Below are 17,347 nucleotides of genomic sequence, written 5' to 3'. Positions count from 1 at the left end.
ACAATGCCGCGCGCAAGAAGCGGCGAGGGAGGAACTTGATGTATCGCCATCTTCATGTCGCGCGCCAATTGCTGGCGGGCACGGCGGTTTTGGCGGCCTTTCCGGCCTTTTCCCAGGTCAGGCCACCGACGGCGCCGGCTGCGGGCGACGCGGCTCCTGCCACACCCCCGGCCGCCGTCAGTGCCGCCGACGCCAACGACATCATCGTCACGGCGCAGCGTCGCTCTGAACGGCTTGAGGCAGTGCCGCTGTCGATCACCGCGGTTTCGGGATCGAACCTCGTCCGCTCCGGGGTCACCCGCTTCCAGGATCTCGGCAATATCGCGGCCGGCGTCCAGGTGTCGCGCGGCGGCGCCTTTACCCAGCCATCGATCCGGGGCGTCACGACGCTGACAACGGGTCTCGGCTACGAGAATAACGTCGCCGTTTATATCGACGGTTTCTATCAGTCGGACACGCTCGGTATCAACGGAGACCTGGTCAACGTTGCCGACGTGCAAATCCTCAAGGGCCCGCAGGGCACTCTCTATGGCCGCAACGCGACGGGCGGCGCCATCCTCGTCAACACGCTCGATCCGTCCAGTCAGCTCTCCGGAAACTTCAACGTCGCTTATGCACGGTTCAACGACAAGCGCGCCCAGGCGTATCTGTCCGGTCCGTTGGCCGATGATATCGGGTTCAGCATTGCCGGCTACTATCGCAACAGCGACGGGTACATCAAGGATATCGATGCCACAGGAAAGAAGGACTTCGACGCCGCGCCCTTCAAAAGCGCTTCGCTTCGCGCCAAGCTGAAGGCGCACCCTTTCGACGGCGTCAAGCTTACGTTCGGCTATAACCATCTGTACCTGCTCGACGGGCGTGGTCTCGTCTATGTTCAATATGCAAACGCGCCATCTTCGATCAACGCTTTGCCCGGGCGGGCGACCGAGCGTAACACCGCTTCGCTGAACCTTGTGCCGAAGAACACGGTGAAGGTCGACGAAGGCACGCTCAAGAGCGAAGTCGCCACCGGCATCGGCACGCTGACCTCCTACACCGGCTACACCCATCGCTCGGTCTACATCATCTACGATTTCGACGGGTCGAAAGTGCCGCTTTCGAGCACGTCACAGTCGGGCCGGCAGAAAACCTTCCAGGAGCAGGCCGACTACAATATCGATGCGATCAAGAATTTCGAGATCGTCATCGGCGGCCTCTTTTACCGCGACAAGCTTAGTTCAAGCTTCGTCCCATCCTCGTTTGGGGTCAATTCGCCCGAGCAGTTTTCGAATGCCAGCAGCCATGCTGTGGCCGCCTATGCGGACGTCACCTATCATCTGACCGAAAAACTCTTCCTGACGGGCGGAGTTCGGTATAGTCGCGAGCGCAAGCATGTTGACTATCATGTCGCGGCGCCATCGCCGATCCTTCCGGGAAGCACGAACGCCACCTTCTCGGGCGTGGCGCCGCGCGCCGTGCTGCGCTACGAGATCGCGCCGCGGACCAACGTCTATGCCTCGTTCACGGAAGGGTTTCGCAGCGGCACCTTGCCGCAAACGCCGCAGGCGCGGCCGGAATTGCTGATCCCGATCAGCCCCGAAAAAATCAAGGCCTATGAGGTCGGCTTCAAGACGGCCAGTCGAACCATCCGCTTCGATACTGCCGCCTTCTACTATGACTATCGTAACTTGCAGGTCGGCCTGACCGTACCCGATCCGACTTGCACGGGCCTAGGCTGCGCGATCGTGAACGTGATTGGCAACGCGCCGAAAGCACGTAGCTATGGCGGCGAAGCCTCGCTAACGGTCACGCCCGCGCCCGATCTCAATCTCCGCGCAAACGGCGCCTATACTCACGCGCGATACATAAATTTTGCAGGGGCGACGGGCACCGGGCTCAATGCGGTGACCAACCTCAATGTTCCCGGACAGCGGCAGAACTGGAACGGCCAGCAGATGGCGCGGGCGCCAACGTGGAGCGGCAGCTTGGGGGCAGATTATTCGGTACCGTTAGCGGGCGGCAAGATCACGCTAAGCGGAAACGGGACTTATACGAGCTCGTTCGTCGTCGGGAATGCGTCGCTGTACGGACCGACCGGTCCTGCCGCTCTCCAGAACGAACAACGTTTCCGCCAGAAGGCCTATGCGATGCTCAACCTGTCGCTCAACTGGGTCGACGCGAGCAATCATTTCTCGCTGGGCGTCTATTCAGAGAACGTCACGAACACCAAATATCTGGTGATCAGTTCGGGCAGCTCCTTCGGTTCGTTCCGTCAATATGGCGAACCGGTCACCTACGGCGTTCGCGCAGGCTACAAGTTTTAACGCAGCGCCGGGGCCACTCCCCGGCGCTCTCGGAACCGACGCGGGAAACATCCGGGCATGCCATCTCCTCGTGATCGGACTGCGTTCGCCTCTCCAGCCGCCTGGAGGCCGAACGGATCGGCGGCCGATTAGGTCTGGAGCGTCGCCTGCGCGCCTGCGAATTCGACGCATTGTTACAGGCCACGGCCGGCTTGCCGATCGAGGCGATCGACAGGGACACGTTGGCCATCCCGCGCCGCAGAGCGAACGGGGCGATCTGCTCGGCCGGGTGCGCCAGGAGGCCGACAATCCGTTCGGCCGGGGATATATCAGCAACACGGAGCTGAGCTTCCACAACGACTTTCACGAAACACTCTCGTTGGCCTACCCTGAGACGGCAACCAAAGGCGGGGAGAGCGGGCTCGCATCCAGCCTGGCGATCCACAACATCTTGCTGGTCGAGCGACCGGACCTTCTGGAGGCGCTGTACACCGGCTGGTATGATGGCTTGGAGGCCTTCTACAGAATCTTCCGACCGCGCGACGCGCTCGCGCGCACGTTCGTGCCCTATTACTCGGTCACAGACGACGTCGGCAGTTTCCATGGGCTGGGCGCGATGTTCAACGATCGGGCCGCCGCCGAGCAGGACGAGTCGGTACCGGCCCTGCTGGTGAAGGCTCTGGCGGCGGTGCGCGGGATTGCCCATCGCCCCGGGGTCGGCCTATGGTTCAGCTTGCAACCCGGCGAAATGATCTTCTGGCACAACTGGACCCTGCTGCACACGCGTACCGCGTTTGAAAACGCGCCAGGGCGTGAGCGAGAGCTCCTGCGATTGTGGCTGAGGCCACATTGCCGGCGCGTTGCGTCGCCTGTGATCACGCAACGCGCGGATGCGGTTGATCGCATTCATGCGACAGACGGTATAAGTCCTAGTCGGTTCGGACCCGCCCCTGGACACGCAAGGAATCCCGTGGAGGGCAAGTCCGGAGGGACTGCTCGCGGGCCTCTTATTCTAGCGGACGACAGGCGCGATGCTGTCCGACATGCGGTCGAAAGAAGAAAAGCTGTGGGTCAAAGCTGTCAGAGCAAGCCCGTCGACCAAAAACCGTAGATTAGCAACCCAATCGCCGGGATGCTAACGAATACGGCATAAACGTCCGAGCAGGATTCCGTGCGCTCGAAGCGGGCAGTCATCCAATTCCGCATAATCATCTCTCCAGGCTCTGTGTGCTCCGAGACCACATCAGGAGCCGGCTTGGAGGCCGACTTCTTGTGAGGTTCCCGCCGAGGCGGTCTCCGCGGGTTCGATAAGGAGCCCTGCTCTGAGCATTATGCAATGCATAGGCAGCATGTCAATAAGATTACGGCGGTGCGCGAGACGATTTCCGGCGGACAGGGGGCGAGCGGGTGCGCCTGCGCCGAACGCTCCGCAGCCTTGGGGCGGCGGAGCGGAATAGGAATCAGAGGTGCGCTTAGGCGTGTGGGCGCGATACCGCGCGACGGTGCCCGCTTCGAATGCAGTGACGCGTTGGGCGTCAGGTGCTGGCCTGAGCCGCACCCTGTGCCCGCGGGCGGCGCTTGGGCTTAGTGCGCGATGCCTTTGCGATCCGCGGTCCGAACCGTCCGGCGATGAACAGTTCGATCTTGCGCTCTAGTTCGGACGTGCTCGGACGAATGGTGTGCCAGTGTGTGTAGACCATGATCGGCGTGTTGCCGAGGATCAGGTCGACGAACAGGCGCGCGGAGGTCGCATGGTCGTCGGCGGGGATCTGTCCGTCCTCGGCGAGGACGGTGAATACGTGAGTAATATTGTTTAGCACGCGCGCGAACGTGGCGTTGGCGACTTTCTTCATCAGGTCGGGGAACCGCCGGCTCTCTGCGACCATCAGGCGCATGACGTCGACCGAGTGAGGATCTAGAACATATTGAAGCAGTTCTTTGGTTTCTCCAAGAAGCGCATCGAACAGCGACGCATCGCGATCCGGCTCCGACGGCGGCATCAGGGCTGCGACGCGACGGGCGAAGACGACCTCGCGGAAGATCGCCTCCTTGTCGCCGAAATGCTGATACAGCGTACGCGTCGCCACTCCCGAGCGCTTTGCGATGTCGACCAGCGACGTCTCGGCATAGCCTTGCGCGACGAACAATTGCGTCGCCACTTCCATGACATTGGCCTTGCGGCGTTCAAGCTCGGCCGTGGTCGGGCGTCCGGCTTGTCCGCGCGCTGGACCGGGAGCGGGGGCCGGCTCGGCCTGTCGCCGTGCAATGGCCGTCTTCTTCAGCACTCCCGATTCCTCCGTTCGCATTCGACTTTTCGCCTTACGCGTTTCCGCCTTCACGTCGAGAAAGATGACGGTCCTGCTGCATGATGGCAAGCGCGTGGTGCAATCTTTGCCCTCTCAGCGCCCCGTTCATCGGGGTTGCATGCGGATAGCGCCGTCCAGCCGGATCGTTTCCCCATTCATATAGCCGTTGCGCAGCAGCTCGAGCGCGAGACTGGCATATTCGGAGGCGTCGCCCATGCGCGGCGGGAACGGGACCATCGCACCCAGTTTGTCGAGCATGGCCTGGGGGGCGCGCAGCATCATCGGCGTGGCGAACAGGCCGGGCTGGATCGTGTTCACCCGGATGCCGAAGCGCGACAGGTCGCGCGCTACGGGCAGCGTGATGCCGACGATCGCGGCCTTGCCGGCGGAATAAGCGGCCTGGCCCATCTGGCCGTCAGTCGCGGCCGCCGACGCCGTGCTGATGATGGCGCCGCGCTCGCCGGCGATTGGCTCCAGCGTCGCCATGCCGGCCGCGCCGCGCGTGATGCAGCGGAAGGTGCCGACGACGTTCAGCCGGACGACGAGCTCGAACTTGTCGGTCGGGAAAATCGTGATCGCGCCCGTCTCGCGATCCTGCTTGATGGTCGTGATCGCATTGCCGCCGCCGGCGCAGCAGATGAGCGCGCGCTCCTGTCCCTGCACGGCGCGCGCGGCGGCAAAGGCCCGATCGACACTGTCGTCCGACAGCACGTCGCAAGGCACGAACGAGGCGCCAGTTTCGGCGGCGGCGGCAGCGCCGGCTTCCTCGTTCAGATCGAAGATCGCGACGCTGGCGCCTTGCGCGCGCAGCGCCTTGACCGTCGCGAGACCAAGTCCAGACGCGCCGCCGGTGACGACAGCTGACAGAGACGGGTCAATTTTCACGGTTGCTCTCCCTGATCGGATCTGTGCCGGAATGCACGTCGGGGTTTGCAATGCGTCCCGGCGCAGACGCGAGCAAGCGATCCAAAGGCCGCGCGTATCGCGCCGACGATGACTGCCCGCAGCGGCCCTGCGCGGCTATGCCCGCCGTAGCCTTGCAGATACTTCGGACCCCATGATCGGCTGACGACAGACCGCATGATTGCCGGGGACAGACTATCTTATGGCGCAGGTAATGAAGGGCGTACGCGTGCTGGAGGTGGCTCAGTTCACCTTCGTTCCGGCGGCAGGCGCGGTGCTCGCCGACTGGGGCGCGGACGTCATCAAGATCGAGCATCCGGTGCGCGGCGACACGCAGCGTGGCTTCATCAACATGAATGGCCAAGGCGTAGATCCCAACCGCAACCCGATGATGGAGCATCCCAATCGCGGCAAGCGCAGCGTGGGCATCGACGTGTCGACGCCGGAGGGGCAGGAACTGCTCTACGAGATCGCGAAGACGGCTGACGTCTTCCTGACCAATTACCTGCCGTCCGCCCGGCAGAAGAACAAGTTCGACATCGAGCATATCCGGGCCGTCAATCCGAACATTATCTATGCGCGTGGATCGGCCTTCGGCGACAAGGGGGTCGAGCGCGCGGCGGGCGGATTTGACGGGACCGCCTTCTGGACCCGGACGGGCATCGGCCAGGCCATGTCGCCCCCCGAAATCGACGGCATCCTGACCCAGCCGATCGGCGCCTTCGGGGATTCGATCGGCGGCATGTTCATCGCCGGCGGCATTTCGGCGGCCCTGTTCCACCGCGAGCGGACCGGCGAGGCGACGGAGCTCGATGTGTCGCTGCTGTCGACCGCCTGGTGGGCGGCGGGACTCGGCATCAACCAGGCGCTCGAGACAGGCGTGGCGTCGCAGGCGCGGATGCCGGTTTCGGGCGGCATGCCGGGAAATCCGTTCCTCGGCAATTTCAAGACCGCCGACAATCGCACCATCAATCTGTGCACACTGACGCCAGAGCCCTACGCCCAGAGCCTGTTCGACCATATCGGCCGCCCTGAACTCGGCCAGGACCCGCGCTTCGCGACCGGTCGGGCACTCATGGAAAACTGGCAGCCGATGAGCGACATCCTCGTCGAGGCCTTCGCACAGAAGCCCTTCGAATATTGGCGCAGCCATCTGAAGAGCTTCACCGGGCAATGGGCCCCGGCGCAGAGCCTGCTGGAGCTGACGACCGACGAGCAGGCGCTGGCCAACGACATGCTCATCGAAGTCGACGCGATCGACGAGGGTACGCCGTCGATGAAGCTGGTCCGCAACCCCGTGCAGTTCAACCACGCGCCGGTCGAGACCACCCGCGCGCCGCAAGCCTCGGAGCATACCGAATTGTTCCTGATGGAGCTCGGTCTCGAATGGGATCAGATCGAGGCCCTGAAGGCCAAGGGCGCGATCGCCTGAACCGGCCCGCACTGGAGAAGGATCGACATGAAAGCCGGCACGAAACTCAAGAGCGCGGTGTGCGACACCGAGGTCATGGTGATCAAACTCGGACCGGGTAGCATCGAATGCGGCGGTGCCCCGATGGTCGAGGAGCGCACAGGCGACAAAGGCGTGCCCGATCCGGCCTTCGCGGCGGGCACCAAGATGGGCAAGCGCTATAGCGACGCGGCCGCCAGCTTCGAGCTGCTGTGCGTGAAGCCGGGCGCCGGGTCTCTGTCGATCGATGGTGTGGCGTGCCAGCTCAAGGACGCCAAACCCCTCCCTTCCTCCGACTGACGGCATCCTCCGGCCAGCCGCCGGCTGGCCATCAAGGCTGCGGCACCGAAAAGGCGGCCACCACCTGTGGATATCTCTCTGCTTCTCAAAATGGCGGCCGACGCCGAACCCGACCGGGTCGGGCTGACCTGCGACGGTCGCGACTGGACCTATGGCGAACTATGGGGGGCCGCGACCGGCGCCGCCGCGCAGATCGCCGCCAGCGGGGTCGAGCATGTCGCTTTGCTCGACACGGGCAGCGAGGCGGCCGCGATCGCCCTGTTCGGCGCCGCACTCGCCGGCGTGCCCTATTGCCCGCTCAACTACCGGCTCGCCGACGTCGATCTGGGGGCGCTGATCGTCCGCCTCGAGCCGGCTTATGTCGTGGGCGATGCGGCGCGGGTGGGGACGCTGGCGACAGACCCCCGCAACGTCATCCTCGACCGCGCGGACTTCCTCACCGCCGCCCTTGCGACCCAGGATCCCGACCGGGATGCCGGCGAAGGCGCGGGCATCGCCGTCCAGCTGTTCACGAGCGGCACCACGGCCGCGCCCAAGGCCGCGATCCTGCGCCACTTCAATCTCGTGTCCTACATTATCGGATCGGTCGAGTTCGGCGCCGCGGAGGAACAGGATTCCGCCCTCGTGTCGGTGCCGCCTTATCATATCGCCGGCATTTCGGCATTGATGAGCTCCATCTATGCGATGCGCCGCATCCTTCTGCTGCCGGCCTTCGATCCGGCCGAATGGATCGGGCTGGCGCAGGCCCACCGGGTCAGCAACGCCTTCCTGGTGCCGACCATGCTGTCCCGGATCGTGGAAGAGCTGGACAAGACCGACGGGGCCGACCTCTCCAGCCTGCGCGCCATCGCCTATGGCGGCGGCAAGATGCCGATCGAACTGATCGGCAAGGCGCTCGACCTGTTTCCCCAGACCGCGTTCACCAACGCCTATGGGCTCACCGAAACCAGTTCCACGGTCGCGCTGCTTGGACCCGACGAACATCGCGCGGCGCAAGGTTCGGCCGACCCGGCGATCCGGGCTCGGCTCGGCTCGGTCGGCAAGCCGTTGCCCAGCGTCGAGATCGAGATCCGCGACGAAGCCGGCCACGCACTGCCGGCGGGCGAGGCGGGCGAGATCTATGTGCGCGGAGATCAGGTGTCGGGCGAATATAAGGAACGCAGCGCCCTGATCGCGGATGGCTGGTTCCCGACGCGCGATGCCGGTTATCTCGACGCCGACGGCTATCTCTTCCTGTCCGGGCGCGCGGACGACGTGATCGTGCGCGGCGGAGAGAATATGTCGCCGGGCGAGATCGAGGACGTGCTGCTGTCCCATCCGGGCGTCGCCGACGCCGCGGCCGTGGGCATTGCGTCCGCCGAATGGGGCGAAGCGGTCGGGGTCGCGATCGTCCCCAAGGGCGACATCGCCGCGAGCGACGACGATCTGAAGAAGCTGATCCGTGATCGTCTGCGCTCCTCGCGCGTTCCGGAACGGATCGAACGGGTCGAGGCGTTACCCTATAACGAGATGGGCAAGCTCCTGCGCCGCGAGGTCAAGAAGCTGTTTTCGTAAAGGTTGGGCATCATCGCCGATCCGCCTGTCCTTATCCGCAACGCCTCGTTCCGCGATGGCCGGATCGCAGACGTCCGCATCGACGCCGGCCGGATTGCCACGATCGGGGCGCTCGACCCGCGCGGTGGTGAGACGCTGATCGATGCCCGGGGCGGCGCGCTTCTGCCCGGCCTGCACGATCATCATCTTCATCTCGCCGCCACCGCGGTCGCCCGGTCCTCCGTGGGATGCGGGCCTCCGGAAGTAGCCACGGCCCGGGACCTCGCCGCGCGGCTCGGTGAACCCGGAGACGGCTGGCTGCGCGGCGTCGGCTATGATGAGGGGGTGGCCGGACCGATCGACCGCGACTGGCTCGATCGGGTCGCGCCGGACAGGCCGGTCCGGATCCAGCACCGCTCCGGGCGGATGTGGGTCTTCAACAGCGCGGGTCTGGCCAGGCTGCTGGCTGGCGGCGAACCACCGTCGGACCGCCTCGATCGGACCACCGCCCGGCTGTTCGACGACGATGCGTGGCTGCGACGCGCGCTCGGCGGACAGCCGCCTGCGCTCGACGCGATCGCCGCCGACTATGCGGCCCGCGGCGTGACCGGCCTGACCGAGATGAGCCCCAGCAACGGGCGGGACGCCCATCACTGGGTGAGTGAGGAGCAGCGGGCAGGCCGTCTGGCGCAGCGCGTCGTCCTGGCCGGAACCCGCGCGCTGGCGGATCTGGACTATAATCCGTTTCTTGCTCTGGGGCCGGTCAAGATCCACCTGCACGAGGCCGATCTGCCGGATCATGCCGACCTGATCGCCGACATCGTCGCCGCCCACGCCCAGCAGCGCGGTGTCGCCGTCCATTGCGTGACCGAGGTCGAGCTCGTCTACACGATCGCGGCGCTGGAAGAGGCGGGCGTCCACCCCGCCGACCGGATCGAGCATGCCTCGGTGACACCCGACAGCCTCCTTGGCCGGATTGCGGCCCTGAAGACGGCAGTCGTCAGCCAGCCGCTCTTCATCCACGCGCGCGGCGATCGCTATCGGCGGGACATTGATTGCGCCCTCTGGCCGGAGCTGTATCGGCTTCGCGCCTTTGTGGACGCCGGCATTGCGTTGGCCGGAAGCAGCGATGCCCCTTATGGACCGACCGACCCCTGGGCGGCCATGGCCACGGCAGTCTCGCGGCGCACGCGCGAAGGCGCCGTCCTCGGGGGGGAGGAGGCGCTGTCGCCCGAACAGGCCCTCTCGCTCTATCTTGCCGATCCGCTCGATCTTACCCGCACCCGGTTCGTGACCGTCGGCGGCGACGCCGATCTCTGCCTGCTCGCAACATCCTGGCAGGAGGCTCGGGCCGACCTCTCAGACGTCCGGGTCCGCGCCACCTTGATCGCCGGGCGCCTCGTCCATGATCGCGTCGACGAGCCCCCAGCGCAGCGCCGTCGCGGCGCCGATGCGCTTGCCTGACAGCATCAATGCGGCCGCGCGCTGCCGCCCGATGCGGCGCGGAAGCGAGACGCAGCCTCCGGCACCGGGCAGGATCCCCATGCCGATTTCGGGCAATTGGAACCAGGCGTCGGGCGACGCCGTGAGCCGGGGGGCGAAGGCGGCGAGTTCGAGGCCCGATCCGACGCAGCCACCCTGGACGTGCACCTCGTAAATGTCCGGCCGGCGCGCGAGCGCTCTTGCCGGCAGGGTTCGCATGCGCACGGCATGCGCCTCGGCGGGATCGGTTGTGGTGCCGAACTCGGTCAGATCCGCGCCCATGCTGAAGCAGCGCCCTTCGCCTGTCAGACGTACGGCCTCGATCGTCCTGTCGATCGCGGCGACGCTGAACGCATCGAACAACGCGTCGCGCATCGCCCGATCAATCGCATTGCGCGCCGCCGGGCGGTCGAGGCGGACCTCGAGCCGGTTGCCCGCGCGCGAGACGATGACCGCACCGCCAGGATCGATCGGGCCCGGCGTGCGGGCTTCGCGCCAGAGATGATGCTCGCGCCCGCCTTGCAGCATCGCATAAGCGAAGGATTCCGCGGTCAGGGCATCGTCGGCCGCAAGCGACGCCGTTGCGCGGAGGAGCTGGACGAGGGTGGCCGCGGCGCGGGGGCAGCGGGTCATGGTGAGGGCGAGGGCGGCGGGCGGAAGTTCGGGTTCTGCCAGCGCGTCGACGCGATGCGCCTGGGGATGGTCGCGCGCGCCGAGGCCGATGAGCGGAACGGGGGGCAGGGGATCGAGGTCGAGATCGTCCGGCCAGGACGCGAGATCGACGACCAGATAGGCCGGCATCTCGGCCCGCCAGTCGGCCTGCAGCATCCACGGCTCGAGGCGCTCGCCCTCCATGGATCCACGGTGACCGCGACGGATGCCCCTGACAAGGCGCGCAATCGACAAGCGACACCGGCTTCGCCAGGACGATGATATGGAGGGCCTCTCGCGATCATCCTGGACGGCGCTTCCGCAGGCGCTCGCGCGGCTGCTGACCGACCGGTTCGGCGTCGCGCTGGCTTCCACGCCCAGTGCCGGCGATCATCCCGCGCTCGCCTGGCGCCGGGCCGGGCTCATGAACGTGACCGGGCGCCCCGATGGACCAGGCCGCGTCCCGCCGGTCCCGCTCACCACGCTCGCCGATGCGAGCCTCGAGGTCCTGCGGATCCTGTCGGCCAGCACGCGCCTGCCCGCCAGCGGTGCCCTGCTGCTCGGCGAACGATCGCGCCTGCTGGGTCTGGCGCGATCGGGAGACATTTCGGCCAATCGCAGCTGCCGGCTGCTCGCGGCGACGGATGGCCTGCTGGCGATCAACCTGCCGCGCGACGACGACTGGTCGCTCGCGGGAGCGATGGTCCAGACCGACGTCGGCGACTGGGACGCGCTGGCGGCCTTCGTGCGCACCTGGCCGCGCGAGACGCTGGTCGAGCGGGGACGCGTGCTCGGCCTCGCCCTCGCCGCCGATCGACCCGCCGCGCGCCTCGCGGCACCGTTCGATGCGACGGCCTTCCCGCAGGCGCAGGGCCCGCGCACCGGCGCGCCGCTGGTCGTCGATCTCACCTCCTTATGGGCCGGACCGCTCGCCGGAAGCCTGCTGGCGATGGCCGGGGCACGGGTGACCAAGGTCGAAAGCACCACGCGACCGGATGGCGGGCGCGGGGGGCATCCCGGCTTCTTCGATCTGCTCAATGGCGATAAACAGTCGGCGATCTTCGATTTTCGCGACGAGACGGACCTCGCCCGGCTGCGCGACCTCATCGGGGCCGCGGACATCGTCATCGAAGGGTCGCGCCCCCGCGCGCTGCGCGCGCTGGGCGTCGATGCCGAACGCGAGGCCGCCCGGGGCGCGGTCTGGCTCTCGATCACCGGCCATGGCCGACATGACCCGGCCGCCGACTGGATCGGCTATGGCGACGATGCCGCCGTCGCCGGCGGGCTGACCAGCGCGATGCGCGCCAACTGCGGCGAGACGATGTTCGTGGGCGACGCCATCGCCGATCCGCTGACCGGCCTCCTCGCCGCAGCCGCCGGATGGGCCGCCTGGAACGGGGGCGGGGGCCAGCTGATCTCGCTGGCGCTCGCCGAGGTCGTGGCCTTCGCCTGCACGTTCGCCGCCTCCGCCGCGGAGGCGCATGACTGGCAGGTGATGGCCGAGGCCGACGATGCGGACCTCTACGCGCTGCGCTCCCATCCGGCCAAATGATTGCCGAGGCGATATCTCGCCGGCGGGAGCGGCGCCGGCAGCGCTTTGGCTTTGACCGCGGTCGCGTCCCCTCCACAGTCCGGCCGGATCATCAAAAGGGGATGCACGTGACGGACACCGGAGACCATATCCTGGATCGTTTCTATGGTGCGCTGAGCCGGGGCGACGTCGTCGCCGTCATGGCCTGCTGCACCGCCGACGTGCGGGTCTGGCACGGCTTCGATCGCATCCTCCAGAACCGGGCCGCGGCCGCAGCCGGCTACGCGGCCTTCGTCGCGGCCTTTCCCGAGCGCGTCGTCGCCGCCGTCGACCGGCAGCCGACCCCCGGCGGCTGCGTCCAGCAGTTCGTCCTGGCGGTGCGCACGGCGACCGGCGACCGGCGGGCCTGGCCCGTCTGCATCGTCGTCCGGCTCGAAGACGGACTGATCGCGCGGCTCGACGAATATGTCGAGCGCGGCGCCAGCTTCACGCCGGAGGGGGCGCTGACGGCGACATGCGATATTGAGCCAGGCTGACGGCCGCCGGCTCCGATCCCTCCGTGTCGCCGGCCGTCGGATAGCGACCGAGCGATAGGAACAGGATGGCCGACAGCAGGCACAGCGGCAAATAGGCCCATAAGGGATGGGCGTAGGAGCCGGTGGCGTCATAGACCGAGTTCATCGCCAGCGGCGCGAGCGAGGTCAGCAGCGTGATCAGGCCGCCGATCGTCCCGAACAGCAGGCCGAAATTCTGCAAGCCGAAATAACGCGACGTCAGATAGGAGACGAGATCAAGCTCGGCGCCGAGGGTGAACCCGAGAATGAGGATCGCCACCGCCGCCGCGGGCACCGAAGCGGGCTGGGTCAGGAGCAGCAGGCTGGCGGCGATCGGCAGGCAGACGCTGGCGCCGGCGAGCAAGGTGCCCGGAACCCGATCAAGAAGGAAGCCGATGAGCAGCCGTCCGGCGATGGACGTGATGCCGAGCAGAGGGGCAAGACCAGCAGCCTCGGCACGGGTGAGCCCGTTCCAGGTCAGGACCGGCACCAGGTTCATGACGAGCGACAGGACGACCGAGGCGATGATGCCGCCAGCGGCCGCCAGCCGCATGAACTTCCACGACAGCAACTGACGACGGCCGGTGGCCGCCGCCGGTGCGGCCGTCAGGACCGCCGCCGCTGCCCTCCCCGGGATCTTACGCGCTATGTCCTTTATGCTGGTGAACAGGAAATAGACGAGCGGGATCGCGATAAAGCCCCAGAAACTGCTGAGCCCGACAAAACCCAGGCGCCAGCCGAAATGCGAGATCAACGTGTAGCTCAGATAGGGCGTGATCATCGATCCGATGCCGCTGCCGCACAACGCGATCGCGAGCGCGAGACCGCGTCCGGCGGAGAACATGCCCGAAATGGCCGCGGTCCAGACCGAAGGCTGGATGAACAGATTGCCGACCGCGATGAGCCCCCAGACCGCCCACCAGCTCCAGATCGACGGACCGACCGCGCCCAGGAGGACGTTGCAGAGAAACAAGGCGGTCACACCGATGATTCCGATCCTGCGGGGACCGATCCGGTCGATCGCCAGACCCAGAAACGGCGCCAGCACGATCACCACCGGCGCGGTCAAAGCGGGCCCGAGCGAGATGGCGGCCCGGCTCCAGCCGAACGCCTGCTGGAGGGGCTCGATGAAGACGCCCACCGAGTAGCTGTTGATCGTCGACATTGCGACACCCGCCATGGCGGCGATCACGGTGGGCCAGTGCTGGCGCCATTCCGCGCGGCTGTTTCCCTCCAACCGAACCGACACTCGACCCTCCTGATATATTCTGTTTCGGTTCGGACGGTCCGCTTGCGGCCTGCTTGCCCGTCAGGCTGAATATTCGACCCTGTAGTCCGACCGGTCGGGCCTGCGGGTCCACTCCCAATATTGGACGAGCGGCCAGGGCGAATTGGAGATGACCTTGCCCGACTTGTTCCGATACCAGTTGGTGGCGCCCGTATGCGACCAGCTGAACCCGGCGAGCGCTTTGTCCATGCGCGCGGCATAATCGTCATAGACGGGCTGGCGCAGATCGACGGATTTGAGACCGTCCTCCACCATCCAGCGCAGGCAGCCCATGATGTAGCGCGCCTGGCATTCGCCGTTGAAGAACAGATTGCCGTTATAGCCGAGATTGGTGCCCGGCCCGTACATCAGGAAGAGATTGGGAAAATCGGGAACCGTGATGCCGAGATAGGCCCGGGCCTCGTCTCCCCAATATTGATCGATCCGCTTGCCGCCACGGCCGACAATCTCCATCGGCGCCAGATATTCGAGCGCACGAAAGCCGGTGGCATAGACGACGATGTCGGCCGGATGCTCGACGCCTTCGGCATCGATCAGGCCGGTTTCGGTGAAGCGCTGCGCGCCTTGCGTGACCAGGCGCACATTCGGGCGCGAGAAGGCACGGAAGAACCCCCCGTCGCCAAGATTGGGTCGCTTCACATAAGGCGGATATTTGGGAATGAGCTGGTCGAGCAGCGCCGGGTCCTCGCCGATCATGGCCTGCATGCCCCGCGTCAGCCGGTCGCGCGCAGCCGCGTTGGCGGCGCTGATCGAGCCTTCCTCCGTCCAGTCCGGGTCGATCAGCATATGCGCCGGCGCCCCGTCGCCGGCCCAATTGTAGAGGATCAGCCGATACCAGCGGGCATAGCCCGGAAGATGGTCGATCGCCCATTGCTGGCCGGCACCGATTGCGTTGCGATATTCGGGGTGGACGAAGACCCATGTCGGCGAGCGCTGGAAGACACTAACGTCGGCGCCGCGTTCGGCAAGCTCGGGGATGAGCTGGAGCGCGGTTGCCGCCGTGCCGACGACGAGGATCTTCTTGCGCTCTACGTCGAGGCCCTCCGGCCAGCGCGAGGTGTGAAAATGCTGGCCGCGGAAGGCGTCGGCATTTGCGATCTCGGGAATGAGCGGACGATTGAGCTGGCCGACGGCGCTGACGATGGCGCGGACGCGCAGACGCTCTTCGCTGGTGTCGGTGCGCAGCGTGACATCCCACTCGCCGCTCGCCTCGTCATAGACCGCGCGGGTCACGGCGGCGCGATAGCGGATATGCGGGGTCAGACCGAAGCGCTCGCTGGCCTGCGCGAAATAGGCGCGCAGGATCGGCCAGGGGGAGAAGAGTTCCGGCCACGCGAAATCGCGGGTGAAGCTGTAGGAGTAACAGTGGCTCGGAACGTCGACCCGGGCGCCTGGATACCGATTCTCGAACCACGTCCCGCCGGGACCGTCATTCTTCTCGATGATCGTGAACGGGAGACCCGCCTGGCTGAGGCGATAGCCCATCAGCAGGCCCGACAGGCCCGCGCCGATCACGAGCACGGGGGTCGCCGCCTTTTCGGCGTCGCCGACGCTGCGGTCCCAGTCGTCCCGACGCTCGTCCCCGGTGAAGCCGAGCTCTTCGGTCAGCAAGGGACGGTAGCGCGGATCGAGCGTCGCGCCGGCCAGCGTATCGAACATGCGCGCCAGCTCGTCGGCCGTGGGCTGATAGGCAGGCGGACAGCCGGCGTCGCGCCATGCGCGAATGGCGCGCGCGGCATGCTCGCGCAGCGCCGCCGCCGTCTCCGGCGCGATGCCGCCATTCATGTCGGTGCTGTGGAGCGGGCGCGCCGTCGGGCCGGCTTCGTCCAGGATCGCGAGGCTCCCGGTCATATGCACGACCGCCATCAGCAAGGGCATGAGCCCGGCCGACTGCACCGCTGCGTCGATCGCAGCATCGCTCTCGCCTGCACTGTCCAGCCGGGGCGTCAGGCCCGCGAGCACTTGGTTGAAGGGTGCGTCAGCGGTGCTGCTGTGCAGAGGTGCCTCGCCAGCGACCGTGCCGGCGTCAGGCCGCACGGGCGACATCGCTTGAAAACGTCAGATCGGGGCCGGTCGGCAGGGTCATGATCCGCTCGAGCACGCGCGCGGTGTGGAACGCGGTGGTGCCCCAGTCGGCCCGCAAAGCGAGCGCACGCTTCAGGAAGAAGTGCACGTCGATTTCCCAGGTGATGCCCATCGCGCCATGCACCTGTACGGCGGTGCGGGTGGCCAGGTCGGCAGCCTCGCCGGCGACGATCTTTGCATGGCTGATCCGCGCTCTCGACGCGACGCTGTCGAGCGGCAGCTCGGCGGCAGCGGCATAGACCACGGGCCGTGCGAATTCGACCGCCACCTGCGCCGTGGCGATCAGATGCTTGATCGCCTGGTAGCTGCCGATCGGTTTTCCGAACTGGTTGCGTTCCTTGGCATAGGCCACCGCCAGATCGATCGCGCGCTGGCCGATGCCGATAAGCTGGGCCGCCGTCATTACCGCGCCCCGGTCGGCCGTGTCGCCCCAGCCGATCGTCTGCCGCGTCGCCTCCGTCGGCGTCCAGTCGACCCGGAACAGGCGACGGAACGGGTCGATGCTCTCCTGCCGCGTCAGCCCCACATCCTTGGCGTCGACCAGATGCAAGGCGTCGCCATCGGCCAGCAGCAACGTGCCCGCCGTATCGGCGTCGGCGACGAAGCGTCGACCCGGATAGCCGATCGCCACGCTCTCCCCGGCGATGGCAGCGGCGAGGCGCGATGCGTCGCCGAGGGCGGCCAGCAGGGGCACCCCGATGCCGGCCGTCTCGACCAGCGGCTCCGGCAGACCGACATAACCGGCCGCCTCGGCGATGCCGACCAGGTCGACCGGTGCCAGGCCCATCCCGGCGGCCTCGTCGGGCGCCAGGAGGCCGAGCAGGCCCATGTCAACGATCGTCTGCCAGCGCGCGGCATCGCGCGCGGCCTGCGCGGCGAGCATCCGACGCAGATCCGCCGGCTGGCAGGTCTCGACGAGCATCTCGCGCGCGGCCTGGGTGATCGCGAGCTGGTCCTCGGTGAAGGCGAACTGCATGAC

14 protein-coding genes are annotated in these 17,347 nt (G+C 66.7%); 8 read left to right on the top strand and 6 right to left on the bottom strand.

What is annotated here, in order from left to right:
- Positions 1-38 precede the first annotated feature (38 nt).
- Entirely contained in the window at positions 39-2,306 is a 2,268-nt protein-coding gene (locus Q4F19_RS09430) for a TonB-dependent receptor (protein ID WP_303541860.1), read from the top strand.
- Positions 2,260-3,396, top strand: a complete 1,137-nt coding sequence (locus tag Q4F19_RS09425) for a TauD/TfdA family dioxygenase (RefSeq protein ID WP_341850178.1) — start codon at positions 2,260-2,262, stop codon at positions 3,394-3,396. Before Q4F19_RS09430 ends, Q4F19_RS09425 begins: the two co-directional genes overlap by 47 nt.
- A 424-nt stretch (positions 3,397-3,820) precedes the next feature.
- Here Q4F19_RS09425 and Q4F19_RS09420 read toward each other — a convergent pair whose 3' ends face one another.
- Positions 3,821-4,570, bottom strand: coding sequence for a TetR/AcrR family transcriptional regulator (locus Q4F19_RS09420; RefSeq protein WP_303541856.1), 750 nt, complete (start codon positions 4,568-4,570; stop codon positions 3,821-3,823).
- A 126-nt stretch (positions 4,571-4,696) separates the two neighbouring features.
- On the bottom strand, positions 4,697-5,476 hold the full coding sequence (locus Q4F19_RS09415; RefSeq protein ID WP_303541854.1) for an SDR family oxidoreductase: 780 nt from the start codon (positions 5,474-5,476) through the stop codon (positions 4,697-4,699).
- A gap of 220 nt (positions 5,477-5,696) precedes the next feature.
- Here Q4F19_RS09415 and Q4F19_RS09410 point away from each other — a divergent pair, with 220 nt between their 5' ends.
- The 4 genes from Q4F19_RS09410 to Q4F19_RS09395 all read left to right on the top strand — a co-directional run bounded on the left by Q4F19_RS09410 (position 5,697) and on the right by Q4F19_RS09395 (position 10,241).
- Positions 5,697-6,926 carry a CaiB/BaiF CoA transferase family protein gene (locus tag Q4F19_RS09410; RefSeq protein ID WP_303541852.1) on the top strand — a complete coding sequence of 410 codons (1,230 nt, stop codon included), beginning with the start codon at positions 5,697-5,699 and terminating at the stop codon, positions 6,924-6,926.
- Positions 6,927-6,953: 27 nt separating this feature from the next.
- On the top strand, positions 6,954-7,244 hold the full coding sequence (locus Q4F19_RS09405) for a hypothetical protein (protein WP_303541850.1): 291 nt from the start codon (positions 6,954-6,956) through the stop codon (positions 7,242-7,244).
- 66 nt (positions 7,245-7,310) lie between these two features.
- A complete protein-coding gene (locus Q4F19_RS09400; protein WP_303541848.1) occupies positions 7,311-8,798 on the top strand; it encodes a class I adenylate-forming enzyme family protein in 1,488 nt (495 codons plus the stop codon).
- 3 nt (positions 8,799-8,801) lie between these two features.
- Positions 8,802-10,241: an amidohydrolase family protein gene (locus Q4F19_RS09395; protein WP_341850177.1), complete on the top strand. Its 1,440-nt coding sequence runs from the start codon at positions 8,802-8,804 to the stop codon at positions 10,239-10,241.
- Here Q4F19_RS09395 and Q4F19_RS09390 read toward each other — a convergent pair.
- The gene (locus Q4F19_RS09390; protein ID WP_303541846.1) at positions 10,137-11,114 is read right to left on the bottom strand and encodes an enoyl-CoA hydratase/isomerase family protein; all 978 of its coding nucleotides are present in this window, start codon (positions 11,112-11,114) and stop codon (positions 10,137-10,139) included. The two genes, Q4F19_RS09395 and Q4F19_RS09390, sit on opposite strands and share 105 nt — an antisense overlap.
- Positions 11,115-11,193: 79 nt before the next feature.
- Between Q4F19_RS09390 and Q4F19_RS09385 the strand changes: the two genes are divergently transcribed.
- Positions 11,194-12,462 (top strand): CoA transferase, encoded by a 1,269-nt coding sequence (locus Q4F19_RS09385; RefSeq protein ID WP_303541844.1) that lies wholly within the window; start codon positions 11,194-11,196, stop codon positions 12,460-12,462.
- A gap of 107 nt (positions 12,463-12,569) precedes the next feature.
- Entirely contained in the window at positions 12,570-12,977 is a 408-nt protein-coding gene (locus Q4F19_RS09380; RefSeq protein WP_303541842.1) for a nuclear transport factor 2 family protein, read from the top strand.
- On the opposite strand, the gene Q4F19_RS09375 is transcribed toward Q4F19_RS09380, so the two are convergent.
- The 3 genes from Q4F19_RS09375 to Q4F19_RS09365 are packed head-to-tail and all read right to left on the bottom strand — an operon-like array spanning position 12,928 to position 17,344.
- Complete coding sequence (locus Q4F19_RS09375; protein ID WP_303541841.1) at positions 12,928-14,244, bottom strand: MFS transporter; 1,317 nt, start codon at positions 14,242-14,244, stop codon at positions 12,928-12,930. The two genes, Q4F19_RS09380 and Q4F19_RS09375, sit on opposite strands and share 50 nt — an antisense overlap.
- Before the next feature lie 60 nt (positions 14,245-14,304).
- The gene (locus tag Q4F19_RS09370) at positions 14,305-16,320 is read right to left on the bottom strand and encodes a flavin-containing monooxygenase (protein ID WP_303541839.1); all 2,016 of its coding nucleotides are present in this window, start codon (positions 16,318-16,320) and stop codon (positions 14,305-14,307) included.
- Positions 16,310-17,344, bottom strand: coding sequence for an acyl-CoA dehydrogenase family protein (locus tag Q4F19_RS09365; protein ID WP_303541837.1), 1,035 nt, complete (start codon positions 17,342-17,344; stop codon positions 16,310-16,312). The genes Q4F19_RS09370 and Q4F19_RS09365 overlap by 11 nt, the downstream gene beginning before the upstream one ends.
- Positions 17,345-17,347: the final 3 nt, after the last annotated feature.

This window comes from Sphingomonas natans, assembly GCF_030546695.1.
GTDB lineage: Bacteria > Pseudomonadota > Alphaproteobacteria > Sphingomonadales > Sphingomonadaceae > Sphingomonas_I > Sphingomonas_I natans.
The sequence above is the reverse complement of the archived record's forward strand: the minus strand, read 5'-3'. Positions and strand labels throughout refer to the sequence as shown.